General features: G+C 73.9%; 20 protein-coding genes. 13 read left to right on the top strand and 7 right to left on the bottom strand.

Going from position 1 to position 19372, the window contains the following annotated elements; all coding sequences use genetic code 11:
- Nucleotide 1: 1 nt before the first annotated feature.
- Together EV188_RS20875 and EV188_RS20880 are read right to left on the bottom strand one after the other, a co-directional pair.
- Nucleotides 2-343: a cupin domain-containing protein gene (locus tag EV188_RS20875; RefSeq protein WP_133828231.1), complete on the bottom strand. Its 342-nt coding sequence runs from the start codon at nucleotides 341-343 to the stop codon at nucleotides 2-4.
- Between the two features lie 100 nt (nucleotides 344-443).
- Nucleotides 444-2039 carry an APC family permease gene (locus tag EV188_RS20880; protein ID WP_133828232.1) on the bottom strand — a complete coding sequence of 532 codons (1596 nt, stop codon included), beginning with the start codon at nucleotides 2037-2039 and terminating at the stop codon, nucleotides 444-446.
- A 76-nt stretch (nucleotides 2040-2115) separates the two neighbouring features.
- Between EV188_RS20880 and EV188_RS20885 the strand changes: the two genes are divergently transcribed.
- From EV188_RS20885 to EV188_RS20900, 4 genes are all read left to right on the top strand, one after another.
- A complete protein-coding gene (locus EV188_RS20885; RefSeq protein WP_243741878.1) occupies nucleotides 2116-2817 on the top strand; it encodes a GNAT family N-acetyltransferase in 702 nt (233 codons plus the stop codon).
- 14 nt (nucleotides 2818-2831) lie between these two features.
- Nucleotides 2832-3995: an LLM class flavin-dependent oxidoreductase gene (locus tag EV188_RS20890; RefSeq protein WP_133828234.1), complete on the top strand. Its 1164-nt coding sequence runs from the start codon at nucleotides 2832-2834 to the stop codon at nucleotides 3993-3995.
- A gap of 8 nt (nucleotides 3996-4003) precedes the next feature.
- Complete coding sequence (locus EV188_RS20895; RefSeq protein WP_133828235.1) at nucleotides 4004-5389, top strand: NtaA/DmoA family FMN-dependent monooxygenase; 1386 nt, start codon at nucleotides 4004-4006, stop codon at nucleotides 5387-5389.
- Nucleotides 5390-5464: 75 nt separating this feature from the next.
- Nucleotides 5465-6745, top strand: a complete 1281-nt coding sequence (locus EV188_RS20900; protein ID WP_208114308.1) for a flavin-containing monooxygenase — start codon at nucleotides 5465-5467, stop codon at nucleotides 6743-6745.
- On the opposite strand, the gene EV188_RS20905 is transcribed toward EV188_RS20900, so the two are convergent.
- Nucleotides 6732-7286, bottom strand: a complete 555-nt coding sequence (locus EV188_RS20905) for an OsmC family protein (protein WP_133828237.1) — start codon at nucleotides 7284-7286, stop codon at nucleotides 6732-6734. The two genes, EV188_RS20900 and EV188_RS20905, sit on opposite strands and share 14 nt — an antisense overlap.
- Nucleotides 7287-7724: 438 nt before the next feature.
- On the opposite strand from EV188_RS20905, the gene EV188_RS20910 reads away from it, so the two are divergent.
- The 8 genes from EV188_RS20910 (at nucleotide 7725) to EV188_RS20945 (ending at nucleotide 16326) form a co-directional block, all read left to right on the top strand.
- Nucleotides 7725-9680: a primary-amine oxidase gene (locus EV188_RS20910; RefSeq protein WP_133828238.1), complete on the top strand. Its 1956-nt coding sequence runs from the start codon at nucleotides 7725-7727 to the stop codon at nucleotides 9678-9680.
- Nucleotides 9681-9953: 273 nt separating this feature from the next.
- Entirely contained in the window at nucleotides 9954-10307 is a 354-nt protein-coding gene (locus EV188_RS20915; RefSeq protein WP_133828239.1) for a hypothetical protein, read from the top strand.
- 13 nt (nucleotides 10308-10320) lie between these two features.
- Nucleotides 10321-11523 carry a trans-sulfuration enzyme family protein gene (locus EV188_RS20920; protein ID WP_133828240.1) on the top strand — a complete coding sequence of 401 codons (1203 nt, stop codon included), beginning with the start codon at nucleotides 10321-10323 and terminating at the stop codon, nucleotides 11521-11523.
- 201 nt (nucleotides 11524-11724) lie between these two features.
- On the top strand, nucleotides 11725-12198 hold the full coding sequence (locus EV188_RS20925; RefSeq protein WP_133828241.1) for an OsmC family protein: 474 nt from the start codon (nucleotides 11725-11727) through the stop codon (nucleotides 12196-12198).
- A 61-nt stretch (nucleotides 12199-12259) separates the two neighbouring features.
- Complete coding sequence (locus EV188_RS20930; RefSeq protein ID WP_133828242.1) at nucleotides 12260-13237, top strand: isopenicillin N synthase family dioxygenase; 978 nt, start codon at nucleotides 12260-12262, stop codon at nucleotides 13235-13237.
- 60 nt (nucleotides 13238-13297) lie between these two features.
- A complete protein-coding gene (locus EV188_RS20935) occupies nucleotides 13298-14041 on the top strand; it encodes a dienelactone hydrolase family protein (protein WP_133828243.1) in 744 nt (247 codons plus the stop codon).
- A 115-nt stretch (nucleotides 14042-14156) separates the two neighbouring features.
- Nucleotides 14157-15287 carry an LLM class flavin-dependent oxidoreductase gene (locus tag EV188_RS20940; protein ID WP_133828244.1) on the top strand — a complete coding sequence of 377 codons (1131 nt, stop codon included), beginning with the start codon at nucleotides 14157-14159 and terminating at the stop codon, nucleotides 15285-15287.
- A gap of 43 nt (nucleotides 15288-15330) precedes the next feature.
- On the top strand, nucleotides 15331-16326 hold the full coding sequence (locus EV188_RS20945) for a zinc-binding alcohol dehydrogenase family protein (protein ID WP_133828377.1): 996 nt from the start codon (nucleotides 15331-15333) through the stop codon (nucleotides 16324-16326).
- A 6-nt stretch (nucleotides 16327-16332) separates the two neighbouring features.
- Here EV188_RS20945 and EV188_RS20950 read toward each other — a convergent pair whose 3' ends face one another.
- The 3 genes from EV188_RS20950 to EV188_RS33255 all read right to left on the bottom strand — a co-directional run bounded on the left by EV188_RS20950 (nucleotide 16333) and on the right by EV188_RS33255 (nucleotide 18189).
- Nucleotides 16333-17559 (bottom strand): acyl-CoA dehydrogenase family protein, encoded by a 1227-nt coding sequence (locus tag EV188_RS20950; protein ID WP_424922943.1) that lies wholly within the window; start codon nucleotides 17557-17559, stop codon nucleotides 16333-16335.
- Nucleotides 17560-17677: 118 nt separating this feature from the next.
- Nucleotides 17678-17893 (bottom strand): hypothetical protein, encoded by a 216-nt coding sequence (locus EV188_RS20955; RefSeq protein WP_133828245.1) that lies wholly within the window; start codon nucleotides 17891-17893, stop codon nucleotides 17678-17680.
- A gap of 191 nt (nucleotides 17894-18084) precedes the next feature.
- Nucleotides 18085-18189 (bottom strand): putative leader peptide, encoded by a 105-nt coding sequence (locus tag EV188_RS33255; RefSeq protein WP_424922944.1) that lies wholly within the window; start codon nucleotides 18187-18189, stop codon nucleotides 18085-18087.
- Between the two features lie 59 nt (nucleotides 18190-18248).
- Here EV188_RS33255 and EV188_RS20960 point away from each other — a divergent pair, with 59 nt between their 5' ends.
- Complete coding sequence (locus EV188_RS20960; RefSeq protein ID WP_133828246.1) at nucleotides 18249-19031, top strand: enoyl-CoA hydratase-related protein; 783 nt, start codon at nucleotides 18249-18251, stop codon at nucleotides 19029-19031.
- A gap of 95 nt (nucleotides 19032-19126) precedes the next feature.
- Here EV188_RS20960 and EV188_RS20965 read toward each other — a convergent pair whose 3' ends face one another.
- Entirely contained in the window at nucleotides 19127-19357 is a 231-nt protein-coding gene (locus tag EV188_RS20965; protein ID WP_133828247.1) for a hypothetical protein, read from the bottom strand.
- Between the last annotated feature and the right edge of the window lie 15 nt (nucleotides 19358-19372).

The following is a 19372-nucleotide window of genomic DNA, read 5'->3' on the forward strand; positions in this document are numbered from 1 at the left end:
CTCACGTGTGGTTGCCGAGCTTCGCGACGGTGAGCAGGACGACCGCGTCCTCGACGGCCTCGAGGCGGTGGCGGGCGTCGGGCACGACGAGGAGGTCGCCGCGGCGCCCGTCCCACGAGTCCTTGTCCGACACGAGGCGCACCCGGCCGTGCAGCACGACCAGCGTCGCCTCGCCGGGGTTCTCGTGCTCGCCGAGCTCGCGACCGCCGGTCAGGGCGATCACGGTCTGGCGCATGACGTTGCCGTGCCCGCCCACCACCGTGTGGGCGGCGCGCCCGGCGGTGCTGGTGCGGGCGGCCGTGAGCTGCTGGCGGGCGCAGGCGTCGAGCGAGAGCTTGAGCATGGTCGTCCCCGTCCGTGCCGTGGTGGTGGAGGACCATGGTCACAAGCCGGGCAAGGGCACGGACACCGCCGAGTGCGCTTCCTCCGGAAGCACCTTCTCGTCAGAGCTCGGCGGCGCTCCCGGCGGACGGAGCCGGTTCCGGCGCTGCGGGCTCGCGCACACCCGAGCGCACGGCGACCGGGAAGACCGCGAGCGCCCAGGCGCCGACGACGAGCGAGTCCCACGGCGCGGGCAGGACGCCGGCGCCGTCGAAGCTGCCGAGCCCGGAGAGCAGGAGCAGCACCAGCAGGTGGGCGACGAGCCAGGCCCCGCGGCGCAGCTCGGCGCGCAGCGAGCCGATGCGGTCGGTGCGCCAGAGCAGCGCGAACAGCGGGACGCCGAGCAGCACGAGTGGCAGGGCGAGGCGCAGGTCCTCCCACCCCGACCAGTAGATGAACTCCGTCGAGAACAGGAACGCGACCGGGGCGATCCAGCGCAGGCCCGGGACCCAGCCCGACAGCCGGTCGGGCTCGCGGCGCCGGAACACCTCGGCGGCCACGGCGGCGGCGAGGTAGAGCAGCAGGTACATCGTGCCCATCACCGAGACGATGTCCTGCCAGCCCCGGAACGGGAGCAGGAACACCACCATCACCGCGAGGTTCAGCGCCATCGCCCGCCGCGGCACGCCGGAGCCCGGGTGCACGCGCATGAGCGTGCGGGGCAGCAGGCGGTTCTTGGCCAGCGCGTAGGTGTGCCGCGCGTTGACCGCGACGCCGACGTAGGCCGACCCGCCGGGCGAGACCACGGCGTCGGCGTAGAGCAGGGCGGCGAGGAAGCCGAGGTTCAGCGCGACCGCGAGCTCGCCGAACGGCGACTCGAAGTTGACGCCCGCCCAGCCGCCGACGAGCGCCGCGTCCGGCACCGCGCCGATGAACGCGACCTGCAGGCCGAGGTAGAGCAGCACGGCGGCGGCGATGCTGCCGAGGACCGCGAGCGAGATCGTGCGCCGGGGGTTGCGGGCCTCGCCGGAGAAGTCGACGGGGGCCTGGAACCCGTTGACCGAGTAGACGATGCCGCCGCCGGCCAGGGCGGTGAGCACGGCGCCGTAGCCGTAGGGGGCGAAGCCGCCGTGGTCGGTGAAGTGCGCAGTGTCGAACGCCGACGCGATCAGCAGGACCACGGTGAGCACCGGGATGACGACCTTGATGACGGTCACCGCGGTGTTCAGCGTGCCGAAGAGCCGCACGCCGAACCAGTTCAGGGCAGTGAGCACGACCGAGAGCACCAGCGCCGCGACGACGCCCCAGCCGGTGAGCTCGTCGTTCGCGTAGAGCCACGGCAGGTAGTAGCCGGCGTACTGGACGATCGCGGTGAGCTCGGCGCTCGTCGCCCCGACCGCGAGCAGCACCGAGACGCCGATGACCGTGCCGGTCAGCCGCCCGCTGGCGTAGAGCGGCCAGCGCACGGTGCCGCCGCCCTCGGGCCGCGTCGCGCCGAGCTCGACCATCACCAGCGCGACGAGCGCGCACAGGAGCCCGGCGGCGATCCACGCGAGGATCGCGGCGGGTCCGGCGATCTGCGCGGCGTAGAGCGCGGCGAAGAGCCACCCGGACCCGACGATGTTGGAGAAGCCGATCGCGGTGAGCCCGCCGACGCCCAGCCGACGCTGCAGCCGGCCCTCCTCGGCGCCGACCTCGGTGTCCGGTGTCGCCGTCATCGTCTCCCCCTCCCCGATCCGTGGTGTGCTGGATCGCAGCCGGAATGGTCGTACGGACCGGGCGGTTGTGCCGGGTGTGGCATCCGCACCCACCGGGCCGCTCGACGAGCCGGTCCGGACGTCCCTGCTGGGCGCCCACGCGCACCTCGCGCAGGGCCTCGGCGACGCGGTGCGCTACGACCCCGACGTCGCCCCCTTCCTCGCCGAGCCGCAGAGCGCCGCCGAATGGGACGACGTCGCCGCACTGGTCGGGCCCGGTGGCCACACCGTCGTCCCCGCCTTCGGTGCGCTGGAGCCGGTGGGCCTCGAGGTGCTCAGGGCCATGGAAGGCGTCCAGCTCGTCGGCGACGCCGTGACCGGCCGCCACGACCCCGAGCTCGTGCGCCTCGGCCCCGACGACGTCCCCGCGATGAGCGAGCTCGTCGCCCGCACGAAACCCGGGCCGTTCCTGCCGCGCACGATCGCGATGGGCACCTACCTCGGCGTCGTCGAGGACGGTGCCCTCGTCGCGATGGCCGGTGAGCGTCTGCACCCGCCCGGGTACACCGAGATCAGCGCGGTGTGCACCGACGAGCAGCACCGCGGCCGGGGTCTGGGCACGCGTCTCGTCCTGGCGATGGCGGCCGTCGTCCGCGACCGCGGCGAGGTCCCCTTCCTGCACGCCGCGGCCACCAACACGACCGCCATCCGGCTCTACGAGGCGCTCGGCTTCCGGCTGCGCGCCCGTCCCGACTTCACCGCACTGACCGTCCCGAGCGACGTCCCCGCCCGGACGTAGCGGACAGGAGGACCATGTCCCAGGAACCGTCACTGCACCTCGCGATCGCCCTCGACGGCACCGGCTGGCACCCCGCGTCGTGGCGTGAGCCCGGGGCCCGCGCCGACGAGCTGTTCACCGCGGGCTTCTGGGTCGACCAGGTCCGCGAGGCCGAGGCGGGCCTCGCGGACCTCGTGACCTTCGAGGACTCCTTCGCCCTCGACGGCGACCGCGCCGACCGGGCGCAGGGCCGTCTCGACGCGCAGCTCGTCGCCCTGCGCGTCGGCCCCGTGACCAGCCACATCGGCCTGGTCCCGACGGTCGTCACCACTCACACCGAGCCGTTCCACGTCTCCACCGAGATCGCGACGCTGGACTTCGCGACCACCGGCCGCGCCGGCGTGCGGGTCCGGGTGTCGTCGCGCGACGAGGAGTACGCGCTGTTCGGGCGTCGCGAGGCCGGCGCCGAGAGCCGGGAGAGCCTGTTCGACGAGGCCGCCGACCACATCGAGGTCCAGCGCCGCCTCTGGGACTCGTGGGAGGACGACGCCGAGATCCGCGACGCCGCCACGGGCCGGTTCGTCGACCGCGACAAGCTGCACTACATCGACTTCGAGGGCGGGCACTTCTCGGTGCGCGGGCCCTCGATCACCCCACGTCCGCCGCAGGGCCAGCCGCTGGTCAGCGCCCTCGCGCACGTCGACGTCGCCTACCGGCTCGCCGCTCGCGGCGCCGACCTCGTGTTCGTGACCCCCGGCGGGGTCGGGCGCGACGGCCCGACCGGCGACGCCGAGGCGATCCTGCGGCAGGTCCGGGCGGAGGAGGCCTCGGTCGGCCGGGACGGCGACCCGCTGCACGTCCTCGGCGACCTGCTCGTCGTGCTCGACGACAGCGCCGACGCCGCCCGCGCGCGCCTGGCCCGCCTCGACGAGACCGACGGCAGCGAGCTGCGCAGCGACGCGCGCATCCTCACGGGGACCGCCACCGACGTCGCCGACGTCCTCGCGTCCTGGCACGACGCCGGGCTCGCCGGCGCCCGCCTGCGCCCCGCCGTCACCGCCCACGACCTGCCCCGCATCACCCGCGAGCTCGTCCCCGAGCTCCAGCGCCGGGGGCTGTACCGGACCGCCTACGACGCCGCCACGCTGCGGGGCCACTTCGGCCTCGCGCGGCCCGCCGACCGCTACGCGCGAGTCTGAGGAGCGACATGCCGAAGAAGCAGATCCACCTCGCCGCCCACTTCCCCGGCGTCAACAACACGACGGTCTGGAGCGACCCGGCCTCGGGCAGCCACATCGAGTTCGAGTCGTTCCGGCACTTCGCGCAGACTGCCGAGCGCGCCAAGTTCGACTTCCTCTTCCTCGCCGAGGGCCTGCGCCTGCGCGAGCAGGGCGGGCGGATCTACGACCTCGACGTCATGGGCCGGCCCGACAACGTCGCGATCCTGCAGGCCCTGGCCGCGGTCACCGACCACATCGGCCTGGCCGGCACCGTGAACTCGACGTTCAACGAGCCGCTCGACGTCGCCCGCAAGCTCGCGACGCTCGACCACCTCTCCGGCGGGCGCGCCGCGTGGAACGTCGTCACCAGCTGGGACGAGTTCACCGGCGAGAACTTTCGCCGCGGCGGCTACCTGCCCAAGGACAAGCGCTACCTGCGCGCCCAGGAGATGCTCGCGACCGCGCAGGCGCTGTGGGACTCGTGGCCCGCCGACGAGGTGCTCGCCGACGCCGCGTCCGGGCAGTTCCTGCGCCACGGGGACGCCGGGCGGTTCGCGATCCGCTCGGACCAGTTCGACATCTCGGGGCGCTTCCCGGTGCCGCGCAGCCCCCAGGGCCGCCCGGTGATCATCCAGGCCGGCGACTCCGAGGAGGGTCGCGAGTTCGCCGCCTCCAGCGCGGACGCGATCTTCACCCGGCACGCGGAGCTGGAGGCCGGCCAGGAGTTCTACGCCGACGTGAAGGCGCGGCTCGCGAAGTTCGGGCGCCGCCCCGAGGACCTCAAGATCCTGCCGGCGGCGACGTTCGTGCTCGGGGACACCGAGGAGGAGGCTGCGGAGAACGCGCGTCAGGTGCAATACCAGCAGGTCGGGCCCGCGACGGCGATCGCGTTCGCCGAGCAGGTCTGGAACCGCGACCTCTCCGACGTCGACCCCGACGGCCCGGTGCCCTCGTTCGACCCGAAGACCGAGGACGACGTCGACTCCGGCGGGCACATCTCGAAGGGCCGGGCGAGCGTGCGGATGTACCGCGACCCCGTCGCGACCGCGAACGAGTGGCGCGAGCTGGGTGAGCGCGAGGGCCTGTCGCTGCGCGAGGTCGTGATCCGCAAGAACGGGCGCCACACGTTCGTCGGCACCCCGCAGCGCGTCGCCGACACGATCGACGAGTTCGTGCAGTCCGACGCCTCCGACGGCTTCGTCCTCGTCCCGCACATCACCCCGGGCGGCATGGACGTGTTCGCCGACCAGGTGGTGCCGCTGTTGCAGGAGAAGGGCTCGTTCCGCACCGAGTACGAGGGCACGACGCTGCGTGAGCACCTCGGCCTCGCGCCCTCCCCCACCACCGTCGCCGCGGTGAGCGTCGAGGCGTGACCGACGCCTCACGTGAGCGGAATTCACGGCTATAGCCGTGAATTCCGCTCACGTGCGCGGGCTAGGTTGAACTCCGTGCACGCGACCACCGTCATCATCGGCGCAGGTCACGCCGGTCTCGCGATGAGCAGGCAGCTCACCGACCGGTCGATCGACCACGTCGTGCTCGAGCGCGGCGAGGTCGCGAACTCCTGGCGCACCGAGCGCTGGGACTCGCTGCGCCTGCTCACCCCTACCTGGCACCTCGGGCTCCCCGGCGACGACGGCCCCGCCGGCGCCGACCCCGCCGGCTTCCTCACGGTCCCCGAGCTCGTGTCCTACCTCGACGGCTACGCCGCGACGGTCGCCGCGCCCGTGCACACCGGCACCACGGTCCTGCGCGTCGCGCCGCACGACGGGGGCTACGAGGTCACCACCGACCGCGGCACCTGGACCTGCGCGAGCGTCGTCCTCGCCAGCGGCGCCAACAACGTCGCGGCCCTGCCCGCCGCGGCCGAGGGGGTGCCCGATGACGTCGTCTCGATCAGCACCGCCCGCTACCGCTCGCCCGACGACGTCCCCGAGGGCGGCGTCCTGGTCGTCGGCGCGTCAGCCAGTGGCGTGCAGCTCGCCGACGAGCTCGCGCGCAGCGGGCGCCGCGTCACCATCGCCACCGGCGAGCACGTCCGCATGCCGCGCACCTACCGCGGCCGCGACGCCTTCTGGTGGATGGAGCGGGCCGGAGTGCTCGACGAGCGCTACGACGAGGTCGACGACATCATCCGCGCGCGCCACACCCCCTCGCCCCAGCTCGTCGGCAGCCCGAGCCACAGCGACATCGACCTGGGCACGCTGCAGGCACGCGGGGTGGAGGTGGTCGGCAAGGTCGGGCGCCTGCGCGACGGCGTGGCCCAGTTCTCCGGCGGGCTCGCCAACACCGTCCGGCTCGCCGACCTCAAGCTCAACCGGCTCCTCGACCGGTACGACACCTGGGCGCAGGAGGCGGGCTACGACGACCTCGGCGACCCCCACCGCCCCGAGCCCACGAGCGTCGGCACGTCGCCGCGCATCGAGATCGACCTGGCGCGCGACGGCATCCGGACCGTGCTCTGGGCGACCGGCTACCGCCCCGACCACTCCTGGCTCGCGCTGCCCGTGCTCGACTACAAGGGCCGCCTGCAGCACGACGGCGGCGTCGTCGCGGGCGCCCCGGGCGTCTACGTGCTCGGGTCGAGCCTGCTGCGCCGCCGGCGCTCGACGTACATCGGCGGTGCCGACCAGGACACCGCCGAGCTGGCCGCCCACCTGGCGGACCACCTCGCGGGCCGGTCGACACCGCCGCGGAGCGCTGCCCCGGAGCCGGTCAGCCCACGCTGACGTTCACGTTCGTCGGGTTGGCCAGCGCGTCGAACACCGCCGAGCGCTTCTGCGACTGGGCCACGAGCGCGGCGATGTCCTCCGGGCTCGCGTCGGCGTCGATGTCGAAGCGCACGTTGACGTCGTTGAAGCCGTTGCGGACCTCGGGGTCACCGCCGAGGATGCCGAGCACGTTGTGGTTGCCCTCGACGGTCGCCCTGACCGAGTGCAGCTGGATCCCACGGTTCTGGGCGACGGCCGCGACGCCCGCCGTCAGGCAGCCCGCGAGGCCGGCGAGCACCGTCTCGACCGGCGTCGGCGCCCGGTCCTCGGAGGCGAAGACCTCCGGGTGGTCGCCCTCGAGGGTGAAGGCCTGCTTGTGCTGCTGGGCCGCGCCGAGGCCCGAGAAGTGCTCGATGGTCTGGCGCGAGTAGGTGCCGTCCTTCCACTCGGAGGTCACCTTCCAGACGAACTCGGCGGCCTGCGGGGCCTCCTTGAGTGCGTCGCGCGCCTGCAGCAGGGCGTCGCTGTTGACGTTGTTGTTGACGGTCGGGGTGGTCATCGGGTGCTCCTGGGATGTGCGTGATCGAGAAAGATCGGGTCCGCGCTCGTCGCGTCCGGACCCGGGAGGAGAGGTGTGCTCAGCGGCCGGGGCGACAGCCCATGACGGAGACGCGGCACAGGTCGACGTGACGTCGACGCACCAGCACCCCCCGACGGCTCACACAGGAGTTCCTAGCGGAACCGTCGCCGCAGGCCAAGGGCTTACGCGCCCGGTACGGCCATCGGTGCGACGCCGATCACCCAGGGCCCCGGATCACTCACGGAACGCCGACCTGCGGACCCGACCGCGCCGCGCGTCGCCGCGACCCCGGCGCGCCGGCCGGTGATCGTCGTGGTCGGCGTCGGCACTGCTCGCTCCTTGAGGCCCCGATGCCCGGCCGTGTACGCAGGGACGAAACCGACACCGGTCCTGTCCACCGACGAGGGAGAACCCGCCGTGACCGCACTCGAGGAGCCCACAACCGTCGAGACCGGCCGGGGCCGCGTCCACCCGCTCGAACCGCTCTCCGGCGACGAGATCCGCGAGGCCGCCCGGGTCCTGCGCGACCGGCGCGGCCTGGCCGACACCGCACGGTTCGTCTTCGTGACCCTGCACGAGCCGAGCAAGCAGGCCCTGGCCGGGAACGCCCGCCTGGCCCGCGAGGCCGAGATCGTGCTCTACGAGCGGTCCGAGCGGATGGTCTACGAGGCCGTCGTGTCGCTGACCGACGGCGAGGTCGTCGCGTTCGAGTCCCGGCCCGGCGTGCAGTCGCCGGTCACCGGCGAGGAGTTCTTCGCCTGCGAGGACATCGTGCGCGCCGATCCCCGCTGGCAGGAGGCCATGCGCCGGCGCGGCGTCACCGACCTCGACCTCGCCATGGTCGACCCGTGGGCGTCGAGCTGGACCGGCCCCGAGGACGACCCCGCCCGCCGGCGCATCCTGCGCCCGCTGACCTGGATGCGCGCCGCGCCCGGCGAGCACGGCTACGCCCGCCCGGTCGAGGGGCTGATCGTGACCGTCGACCTCGACGCGCGCGAGGTCGTCGACGTCCAGGACAACGGCGTCGTCCCGTTCCCGCCGAAGCCCGGCAACTACGAGCAGCCCTTCATCCACGACCCGGACAACGTGCCGCGGGTGGACGCGCTGCGCGAGGGCATCAAGCCCCTCGACGTCGTCCAGCCCGAGGGCCCCAGCTTCACCGTCGACGGGCACGCCGTGAGCTGGCAGCGCTGGCGCCTGCGCATCGGGTTCTCGCCGCGCGAGGGCGTGATCCTCCACCAGGTCAGCTGGGACGACCGCGGCCGTTCGCGGCCCGTGCTGAACCGGGCGTCGCTGGTCGAGATGTACGTCCCCTACGGCGACCCCGCGCCCACCCACCGGTTCAAGAACGTCTTCGACCAGGGCGAGTACGGCGTGGGCTGGCTGGCGAACTCGTTGCGGCTCGGGTGCGACTGCCTCGGGCACATCCACTACTTCGACGGCGTGGTCAACGACCAGGACGGCGAGCCGGTGGTCATCGAGAACGCGATCTGCATGCACGAGGAGGACGTCGGGATCGCCTGGAAGCACACCGACTTCCGCACCGGGGCCGTCGAGGTCCGCCGCCGGCGCCGCCTGGTGATCTCCTCGATCGTCACCGTCGGCAACTACGAGTACGGCTACTTCTGGTACCTCTACGACGACGGCGTCCTCGAGTACAAGGTCAAGCTGACCGGGGTGATCTCCACCGCGGCGGTCCCGCCGGGCGAGACGCCGACGTACGGGTCGCTGGTCGCGCCGGGCCTCTACGGCCCGAACCACCAGCACTTCTTCTGCGTCCGCCTCGACGTGGCCGTCGACGGGCCCCGGAACACCGTGGTCGAGCTCGACTCGGTGCCGAGCCCGCCCGGACCCGACAACCCGCACGGCAACGCCTGGACGGTCCGCCGGACCCCGATCACCTCCGAGCGCGAGGGCGGGCGCGACGTCGCGCCGCAGCACGCGCGGACGTGGCGGATCGAGAACCCGGAGGAGACGTCGTCGGTCGGCGGGCCGACCGGCTACCAGCTCATGCCTGGCGCCACGGTGCCGCCGATGTACTCGTCCGAAGCGCTCTTCGCCCCGCGGTCCGGGTTCACCGAGCACTCGGTGTGGGTCACGGCGTACGACCCGACCCAGCGCTTCGCCGCGGGCGACTACCCGCTCCAGCAGCCGCGCAGCACGGGCCTGCCGACCTTCCTCGACGGGGACCGGCCGCTGGAGAACGCCGACGTCGTCGTCTGGTACACGATGGGCGCCCACCACGTCGTGCGGCCCGAGGACTGGCCGGTCATGCCGGTGTCGACCATCGGCTTCATGCTGCGCCCGAGCGGCTTCTTCGACGGGAACCCCGTGCTCGACCTCCCGCCGAGCAGCAACGGCCACCAGCACTGACGCGGGGCCCGCGCGCCGGTGACGACGGGTGGCCGGTGACGGTCCACTCGGCGGGTGGTGATCCGCGCTCCGTCGTGCGAGGCTCCTCGGTGTGAGCGGACCGGGACCTGGCGTGGTGCTGGTCCGTCGTTTCTGGGTCGACCTGCTCCGGCTCGTGGCCAGCGGCTGTCGCACGACGTCCGTGCGCCGCTGACCCGATCTCCCCCTCGGGCGCGGCACGGTGCCGCGCCCCGACGGCCCGCCGTGCTGCGCTCCGCACTCCCCGGAGCCGTCATGACCGCCGTCCCGTCCGACCCGCCCGTCACCCGGATCGCCCCGCACCGCACCGTCACGGCGGGGCGCGCCCGCAGCATCGCGGCCGCCGCCCGTCGACCGAGCACGACCGCGCTCCTGCACGCCGTGGAGGCCGCGATCACCCGGCTCGACGGCCTCGCGGGCGCGTTCGACCACGCCACGCGCACCGCGCTCGACCGCCGTCTGCGCGAGGCGCTGACCCGCCACATCGGGCGCACCGGCGAGAACGGGCCCGCCGTCCCCGCCGTCCGTGTGGCGTGCGCGCACCTCGCGGCGGGCGACCTGGAGTGGGCCTACCTCTCGCTGCTCACCGCCCGCGACCAGCTCGAGTGACACGATCACGGACGTGACGCGCCCGGACAAGGAACGCCCCGACTCGCTCGGGTTCGCGACCCAGGCGGTGCACGCCGGCAACGCCGTCGACGCCGGCAGTGGCGCGATCCGCACGCCGATCGTCATGGCGAACTCCTACGCGCTCCCCGACGACCCCGAGGAGCTGTCGTGGTCGGGGTTCGACGTGCCGCTCTACACCCGCAACACCGGGGCCAACCAGCGCGCGCTGCAGGAGAAGCTCGCGCTGCTCGAGCAGGGCGAGGACGCCGTCGTGCTCGCGACCGGCGTCGCCGCGCTGCACGGGGTGTTCTTCACGTTCCTGCGCACCGGCGACCACGCCGTGGTCTCCGACGTCACCTACGAGGCGTCGTACCGGCTCTTCGCCGAGATCCTCCCGCGGCGCTACGGCGTGCAGGCCACGTTCGTCGACACCAGCGACCCCGACGCCGTGCGCGCGGCGATGCGGCCGAACACCCGCCTGGTCCACACCGAGGTGATCGCCAACCCGACGACGCGGGTGTGCGACGTCGCGGCGCTCGCGGAGATCGCGCACGCGGGCGACGCCCTGCTCTCGGTGGACTCCACGTTCACCCCGCCCCCGCTCTACCGGCCGCTCGCCGACGGCGCGGATCTCGTCGTGCACTCGCTGACCAAGGTGATCAACGGGCACGGCGACGCGATGGGCGGGGTGGTCGTGGGCGCGCGCGAGCACGTCGACGCCATCCGGGCCGAGGCGATGGTCGACGTCGGCGGGGTCGTCTCGCCGTTCAACGCCTGGCTGATCTCCCGGGGCGCGATCACCCTGCCGCTGCGCCTGCGGCAGCACCTCTCCTCCGCGCAGCGGGTCGCGGAGTTCCTCGCCGGCCACCCGGCGATCGCCTACGTGACCTACCCGGGGCTGCCCGACCACCCGCAGCACGCGCTCGCCCGCCGCTTGTTCGACGGGCGCGGGCACGGCTGGATGATGGCCTTCGCGCTCGAGGGGGACGCCGCGCTGCAGAACCGGTTCGTCGCCGACCTGCGCGTCATCACCTCGGCGGTGTCGCTGGGCCACGACGAGAGCCTGATCGTGCACGTCGGGACCACGGGAGCGCGGGCCGCGCACTGGCCCGAGGAGTTCCGCCGGTACGGGCACCTGCGGTTCTCGGTCGGCCTCGAGGACCCCGACGACCTCATCGCCGACCTCGGCGCCGCACTGGACACGGTGCGTGCGTGATCGTGCGCTCTGCGGTCTGGTTCGGTTGCGCGCTATCGGGTAGGAACGAGGGCGTGGGCCCCCTGGTGCGACGACTGCACGTCGACCTCTGCCGGCTCGCGACGACGACCTGTCGTCGCGGCTGATCCACCCGCGTCCCCTTCCCCACGCCCGGCCGTTCCGTGCCCGGCGTGTTCCTCCACGCCCGAGAAAGGCTCCCTCATGGCCATCCAGCCCAAGGAGACCGTCGTCCCGTTCGCCGTGCACGGCGAGGGCACCGGTGTCGCGCAGAAGCTCACCGCCGGCGGTCACGTCTTCGCCACCGACGCCTACCCCGCGTTCGGCGGCGCCGACGAGGCCCCGAGCCCGCTCTTCTACGCCCTCGGCTCACTGACCTCGTGCAACCAGGTCACCGCCTCCCTCGTCGCCAAGGACCTCGGCATCCGCCTGGGCGCCTGGACCTTCGACATCCAGGGCGACCTCGACACCGCCGTCCTCGTCGGCGGCGCCGAGGGCAACGCGAACTTCGACAAGGTCGAGGTCCGCGCCACCGTCGAGACCGACGCCAGCGAGGAGCAGTTCGCGACGCTGATCTCGGAGACCGAGCGCCGCTGCCCCGTGACGCAGCTCTTCCGGCGCTCGGGGCTGGAGTTCGTCAACGACTGGACCCGCGCGGAGATCCCCGCCGGCGTCTGAACCGCTGGCGGCCCGCGGCCGGCTGGGCGAGGCTGGACGTCACCTCGGAGAGGAGAACCCCGTGTCCGGACTCCCGGTCCTCGACCTGCGCCGGTTCCGGTCCGCGGACCGCGACGCGTTCCTCGACGACCTGCGCCGCGCGGCGCGGGAGGTCGGCTTCTTCACCGTCGTCGGTCACGGCATCGCGCCGGAGCTGACGACGCGGCTCGACGAGGAGGTCCGCCGGTTCTTCGCGCTGCCCCTCGACGACCGGCTCGCGATCGAGAACACCGCGTCGCCGCACTTCCGCGGCTACAGCCGGGTCGGCACCGAGCGCACCGGCGGCGCCGCCGACCAGCGGGAACAGATCGACGTCGGGCCCGAGCGGGCGCCGGTGGAGGGCGAGGCGCGCTACTGGGGGCTCGTCGGGCCCAACCAGTGGCCGCCCGCCCAGCCCGCCCTGCGCGACGCGGTGCTCGCGTGGCAGGACGAGGCGCTGCGGGTGTCGCAGGAGATCCTGCGCGCGCTCGCGGCGTCGCTGGGCCAGCCCGAGGACCACTTCGACCGCTGGTTCGACGAGGAATCGCACCTGCACCTCAAGGTCCTGCACTACCCGGGCGGAGCCGCGACCGCGCAGGGCGTCGGCGCGCACAAGGACTACGGGTTCCTGGCCCTGCTGCGCCAGGACGACGTCGGCGGCCTCGAGGTCCAGGTCCCCGGCGCCGACGACTGGATCGGCGCCGCGCCGGTCCCCGACGGCTACGTCGTCAACATCGGCGAGATGCTCGAGGTCGCCACCCGCGGCCACCTCACCGCCACCCGCCACCGGGTGGTCAGTCCGGCCGCGGGGGTCGACCGCTACTCCGTCGCGTTCTTCCTCGGCCCGCGCCTCGACGCCGTCGTCGAGCCCGTCGACCTGCCGCCGGAGCTCGCCGCGGAGACCGGCGACTGGGACCCGAACGACGACCCGGACAACCCCCTGCTCGCCGCCTACGGCGAGAACGCCCTGGTCGGGTGGCTGCGCTCGCACCCGACGGTCGCGGCGCGCCACTGGAGCTGACGCGTCCGCCGGCCGCGAACACGGGCCCACGGCGCCCGCCCGGCCCCTAGCGTCCGTGCCATGACGGTGACGACGCGCTCGGTCTCCTACCCGGCCGACGGGCTGACGATGGTCGGCCGCCTCGCGCTCCCGGACGGTGACGGCCGGCGCCCGGCGGTGCTGATCGGGCCGGAGGGGCCGGGCCTGAACGACTTCCAGCGCCGCCGCGCCGACGCCCTCGCCGAGCTCGGGTACGTCGCGCTCGCCTTCGACATCCACGGCGGGCGGTGGATCCGCGACCCGCAGGAGATGCTGGCGCGCGTCATGCCGCTGCTCGGCGACCCCGAGCGGATGCGCGACATCGGGCACGCGGCCCTCGACGTGCTGCTCGCCGAACCGCGGACCGACCCGGACCGGATCGCCGCGATCGGCTACGGCACCGGCGGCGCGATCGGGCTGGAGCTCGGGCGCGCCGGGGTGCCGCTGCGCGCCATCGCGACGGTCAACGGGCTGATCACGGGCCGGCCGGGCGAGGCCGCGAACATCGGCTGCCCGGTGTGGGCCGGCGTGGGCTCGGAGGACCCGATCCAGCCGCCGGAGCAGCGCGAGGCCTTCGCCGCCGAGATGCAGGCGGCGGGCGTCGACTGGCGCCTCGTCGTCTACGGCGGCGCGCAGCACGCGTTCCACCACCCGCCGGTCGACCAGGACCAGGAGGTGCTCCCCGGCGTCGGGTTCCACGCCCGGCACGCGGCGCGGGCGTGGGACGACGTCGTCGCGCTGCTCGCCGAGTGCCTGCCCCTGGAGCTCTCCCCGACCGCGGCCTAGCGTGGAGCGCGTGGTCCTCCTGGTGTCGCGCCGTCACGTCGACCTGGGTCGTCTGGCGTCGGCGCTCTGAGACGGGTCGAGCCGACCCGATCCGTCTCCCAGGAAGAGCACCGCCATGCCCGTCGAGTTCCTCGGCATCGCCGCCACCAACGACGGATCCGAGATCCACCCGCGCTCGGGTCCCGCCTTCGACCCCGACTACACGCTGCGCCTCGCCCGCGCCCACCGCGACAACGGCTGGGACCGCGTGCTCACCGCGTACTCCTCGGGCAGCCCCGACCCCGCGCAGGCCGCGACGTACATCCTCGACCACGTGGACGACCTGCAGGTGCTCGTCGCCCACCGCCCGAACCTGTCGATCCCGACGTTCGCGGCGAAGACCTTCGCGACGATGGACCTCATCGGCTCCGGGCGCGTCACCGTCCACGTCATCACCGGCGGCAACCAGCACGAGCAGGCCCGCGAGGGCGACCGGCTGAGCAAGGACGCGCGCTACGGGCGCACCCGCGAGTACATGCAGATCCTCAAGCGGGCCTGGACCGAGACCGCGCCCTGGGACCACGCCGGCGAGCACTACGCCTTCGAGGACTTCGCCCTCGACGTGCGGGCCGCCCAGCAGCCCCGCATCCGGCTCTCGTTCGGCGGGTCGTCGGACGCCGCCTACGCGGTCGGCGGGGCCGAGGCCGACATCTACGCGCTGTGGGGCGAGCCGCTCGCCGACACCGCGCAGCAGATCGCCACCGTGCACGCGGCCGCCCGGGCCGCGGGGCGCAGCGACGTGCCGCGCATCCAGGTCGCGTTCCGCCCGATCCTCGGCGCCACCGAGGAGGCGGCGTGGGAGAAGGCGTACGCCACCGTCGCGCGCATCGAGGAGCGCACGCAGGGCGGCACGCAGCCGCTGACCAACCGCCACCGGCTGCAGGACCCGGAGAACGCCGGCTCGCAGCGGCTGCTCGCGGTCGCCGCGCGCGGCGAGCGCTTCGACCGGGCGCTCTGGACGCCCACGGCGCAGGCCACCGGCGGCGGGGGCAACTCGAACGCCCTGGTCGGCACCCCGGAGACCGTCGCCGCGGCCCTGCTCGACTACTGGGACATCGGCGTCGACATCCTCTCCGCGCGCGGCTACGACCTGCTCGCCGACGCCGAGGAGTTCGGCCGCGAGGTCATCCCGCTGGTGCGCGCAGGCGTCGCGCAGCGCGAGGCCGAGGGCCGCCCGCGCGGGATCCACACCCTCTCCGCGGCGTAGCGACGGCGGCCTCACGCGCGGCAGGATCATGCCCGTGGCGAGGATGCGTGCCGTCGTGCTCAGCGGGCCCGGGGACCTGAAGGCCCTGCAGATCAAGGAACTGCTCGTCCCCGAGCCGGAGCCGGGGCATGTGCTCATCGCGGTGAAGGCGTTCGGGCTCAACCGCTCGGAGCTGCACACCCGCCTCGGGCTGGCGGACGGCGTGACGTTCCCGCGGGTGCCCGGGATCGAGGCCACCGGGGTCGTCGCCGTCTGCCCCGGCGGCGAGTTCGCCCCGGGCCAGCAGGTGGTCACGATGATGGGCGGGATGGGCCGCACCTTCGACGGCGGGTACGCGGAGTACACCTGCGTGCCCGCCGCGCAGGTCATCCCGTTCACCAGCGACCTCGACTGGCCGACGCTCGGCGCCGTCCCCGAGATGCTCCAGACCGCGTACGGCGCGCTCACCGACGGGCTCGACGTGCAGGCAGGACAGACGCTGCTGATCAGGGGCGGAACGTCGTCGGTGGGCCTCGCGGCCGCCGTGCTCGCGAAGGCCCGCGGGCTGACGGTCGTGGCGACGACCCGCACCGGGGCGAAGATCGCGCGGCTGCGGGCGGTCGGCGTCGACCACGTGCTCATCGACGACGGCGAGGTCGCCCGCCAGGTGCACGACACGCTCGGCGACGGGGTCGACGCGGCCCTCGAGCTCGTCGGCACCCCGACCCTGCCCGACACCCTGCGCGCCACCCGACGCCACGGCGTCGTGTGCTTCGCCGGGATGCTGTCCAACGAGTGGACGGTGCCGGACTTCTACCCCATCGACTACCTGCCCCGCGGCGTCCGGCTCACCGCGTACGGCGGCGACGCCACCGACCTCCCCGCCGACGTGCTGCAGGGGTTCCTCGACGACGTCGCCGCCGGCCGCGCGAGCGTCCCGCTGGGCCAGGTCTTCCCCATCGAGCGCATCCGGGACGCACACTCGATCATGGAGGCCGACCGGGCGACGGGGAAGATCGTCGTCCTCCCCCGCCCCCTGCGGTGGCGCCCGCGCCGCTGATCCGGCTCAGCTGTACCAGGTCGGCGTCGGCAGCTCGTCGACGAGCACGTGGCGCCCGACCTCGCGGCGCTTGTAGGCCACCGGGTCGTGCAGCGTGTGCGTCCGCACGTTGCGCCAGAACCGGTCGAACGCGAGCGTCGACGTCGTCGCCCGCGCCCCGAGCACCTCGAACACGCGGCTCGTGACCTCCAGCGCGACGTCCGTCGCCCGCGCCTTCACCGCCGCGACGCGGACCTCGTGCTCCCCGCGGGCCCGCTCGGTGAGCGCGTCCGGGTCGCGGTGGATCGGCAGGGCCTCGGCGGCCACCGCGTCGGCGAGAGCCTCGACGGCCCAGAGCTTGGCGGTCAGGTCCCCGTAGGTGTCGATCACGTACGGCTCGTCGACCGCCCGCTCCAGGCCGCTGTGCAGCCACGCCCGCGTGCTCCCCCGCGTGTACTGCGCCGCCTCCTCGAGCGCCCCGCGGGCGATCCCGAGGTAGAAGGCGACGAACACGAGCTGGATCACCGGCACGTTCATCGTGTTGTAGGTCCGCGGCGTGAACACCTTGTCGCGGAACCCGGCGGCGGCCTCCCACGGCACCCGCACGCCGTCGAGGGTGACGCTGCCCGACTCGGTGAGCCGTTGGCCGACGTTGTCCCAGTCGTCGTGGAAGGTGATCGCGGGCTGGTCGGACGGCACGATCGCGAAGACGTGCGTGTCGGTGTCCTCGACGACCCCCTCGAGCACGGTCACGTCCGACACCTTGCTGCCGGTCGAGAACGACTTGCGCCCGGTGTAGACGATCTCGTCGCCCTCGTCGCGGATGACGACGTCGGCGTCGCGCGGGTTCACCGCGCCGCCGAAGAACCACCGCTGCCGGGTGGCCTCGGCCTCCACCTGCGCGATCTGCTCGGGCGTGCCCACCAGCCGCGCCGCCCAGAACCAGAGCAGGTGGTAGCCGAGGAGCTGGCCGATCGAGCCGTCGCCGGCGGCCACCTCCCGGATGACGCGGTAGGCGGTCGGCCACTCCTGCCCGCCGCCGCCGTGCTCGACGGGGCCGAGCAGGGTGACGAGCCCGGCGTCCTTGAGCAGGGCGACCTCGGCGTACGGGGTCGCACCGGCCGCGTCGCGCGCGGCGGCGTCGGCGGCGAGCAGCCCGCGCACGAGGCGGGCCCGCTCGAGCCACTCCTCCTCGGTGCGCGGGGTGGGCAGGGTGGTGAAGTCGGTGGTGGGGCGGGACAGCGTGTTGGTCACGGTTCTCCTCGGTCGCGAAGGGGTCGGGTCGGCGAGGAGGTCCGACAGCCCTGCGAGCACACCCGCGCGTGGTCGATGTGCCGGCGCCGCACCAGCGGCACCGGCGGGAGCGCCCGCATCAGCGCCGCCGGGGCAGCGGGTGGCGGCGCAGGTCGTCGCGCAGGCGCGCGAGCGTCGTGGCGACCTCGGCGGCGATGCGCTCGGCGTCGCGGTCCCAGTTGTCGGTGCCGGCGTGGTCGCTGGTCACCTCACGACGGACGAGGGCGTCCAGGTCGGTGAGGAGCTCGGCGACGGCGGCGCCGCGGGGGCTGAATCGGGGGATGACAGTGGCCATGCGGGATTCCTCCGGTGGATCTCGCCCGGGACGGTGCCCGCGGTCGGCGAGGAGAAGTGGATCAGGGCGAGCAGCGGCGCCCGGCGACAGAAGTCGTCGAGGAGGGCTGCCACGCGCTGCGCGAGGGACATGTCGGCTCCGACGGCGTGAGGACTCCACGCCCGGGACGGTCCCCGGACGTGCTCAGCGGGTCAGGAGCAACAGATCGCGGCGGAGGTCCGGCAGAGATCGACATGACGGCGCCACGCGTGCCACACGGTGGTCGGCGCCTCGATCACGAGGCGAACGCTACGCACCGGGGGTCCCCGGGCGCCACCACCGAGCGAGCGATCCCGCCCGTGTCACAGTGGCGCCCATGGAGCCGAACCCCGACGAGCTGGTGCACCTCGACGTCGCCGGCGGCACCGCGACGATCACGCTCGACTCGCCGCGCAACCGCAACGCCCTGTCCGCCCAGCTGCGCCGGGAGCTCTCCGCGCACCTCGACGCCGCCGTCGAGGACGAGGCCGTCCGGGTCATCGTCCTGACGCACACCGGCCCGGTGTTCTGCTCGGGCATGGACCTGCGCGAGTCGCGCGGCGCCGGGTCGTCCGACCAGGGCGTCAACGAGTTCCCCGCGATCCTCACCGCGCTCTGGTACTCCGACAAGCCGGTCGTCGCGCGCCTGGCCGGGCCCGCGCGGGCGGGCGGGGTCGGCCTCGTCTCCGCCTGCGACATCGCCGTCGCGGCGAAGGAGGCGACGTTCGCGTTCAGCGAGGTCCGCATCGGCGTCGTCCCCGCCGTGATCTCCGCGACCGTGCTCCCCCGGCTCCTCCCCCGCGCCGCGCACGAGCTGATGCTCACCGGCGAGACCTTCGACGCCGACCGCGCCGCCGCCGTCGGCCTCGTCAACAGCGCGGTCGACGCCGACGGGCTCGACGCCGAGGTCACCCGGTACACCGACATGCTCGCCCGCGGCGGCCCGCGCGCCCTCGCCGCCACCAAGGCGATGCTGCGCCGCGACCGCGGCGAGCAGCTCGCGCAGGACCTCGAGGCGATGCTCGCCCTGTCCTCGGAGTTCTTCGCCTCCGACGAGGGCCAGGAGGGCATGGCGGCGTTCGCCGAGAAGCGCGCGCCGTCCTGGGTGCCGGAGGGCTGACCCGGCTCAGGCCAGGTTGACCACGATCACGAGGACGAGCAGGGCGACCAGGGTCGCGGTGACCCAGAGCCGGGCGACGCGGCGGTCCATCGTGCTCAGGACTCCGGGGCCGTCGACGCCCGCTCCTGCTCCCGGCGCGCCGCCCGCCGTTCCGAGGCCTCGAGGCGGGCGGCCACGGAGCGCTCCACGACGGTGTCGATGATCGCCGCCGCGCCCCAGCACACCGGGCCGACGACGGCCACGACCAGCACGACCTGGACGGCGAAGTCGAGCTGGGTCAGCCACAGCTCGACGCCGTCCCACCAGGTCGCGACGGCACGCAGCACGTGCTCGACGGTACG

The sequence above is a fragment of the Actinomycetospora succinea genome (assembly GCF_004363095.1).
Taxonomy (GTDB): Bacteria; Actinomycetota; Actinomycetes; order Mycobacteriales; family Pseudonocardiaceae; genus Actinomycetospora; species Actinomycetospora succinea.

What these genes read in the sequence shown, in the direction of transcription:
- EV188_RS20875 (WP_133828231.1), bottom strand. Translation starts at nt 343, where the DNA reads ATGCTCAAGCTCTCGCTCGACGCCTGCGCCCGCCAGCAGCTCACGGCC.
- EV188_RS20880 (WP_133828232.1), bottom strand. Translation starts at nt 2,039, where the DNA reads ATGACGGCGACACCGGACACCGAGGTCGGCGCCGAGGAGGGCCGGCTG.
- EV188_RS20890 (WP_133828234.1), top strand. Translation starts at nt 2,832, where the DNA reads ATGTCCCAGGAACCGTCACTGCACCTCGCGATCGCCCTCGACGGCACC.
- EV188_RS20895 (WP_133828235.1), top strand. Translation starts at nt 4,004, where the DNA reads ATGCCGAAGAAGCAGATCCACCTCGCCGCCCACTTCCCCGGCGTCAAC.
- EV188_RS20905 (WP_133828237.1), bottom strand. Translation starts at nt 7,286, where the DNA reads ATGACCACCCCGACCGTCAACAACAACGTCAACAGCGACGCCCTGCTG.
- EV188_RS20915 (WP_133828239.1), top strand. Translation starts at nt 9,954, where the DNA reads ATGACCGCCGTCCCGTCCGACCCGCCCGTCACCCGGATCGCCCCGCAC.
- EV188_RS20925 (WP_133828241.1), top strand. Translation starts at nt 11,725, where the DNA reads ATGGCCATCCAGCCCAAGGAGACCGTCGTCCCGTTCGCCGTGCACGGC.
- EV188_RS20935 (WP_133828243.1), top strand. Translation starts at nt 13,298, where the DNA reads ATGACGGTGACGACGCGCTCGGTCTCCTACCCGGCCGACGGGCTGACG.
- EV188_RS20940 (WP_133828244.1), top strand. Translation starts at nt 14,157, where the DNA reads ATGCCCGTCGAGTTCCTCGGCATCGCCGCCACCAACGACGGATCCGAG.
- EV188_RS20945 (WP_133828377.1), top strand. Translation starts at nt 15,331, where the DNA reads ATGCGTGCCGTCGTGCTCAGCGGGCCCGGGGACCTGAAGGCCCTGCAG.
- EV188_RS20955 (WP_133828245.1), bottom strand. Translation starts at nt 17,893, where the DNA reads ATGGCCACTGTCATCCCCCGATTCAGCCCCCGCGGCGCCGCCGTCGCC.
- EV188_RS20960 (WP_133828246.1), top strand. Translation starts at nt 18,249, where the DNA reads ATGGAGCCGAACCCCGACGAGCTGGTGCACCTCGACGTCGCCGGCGGC.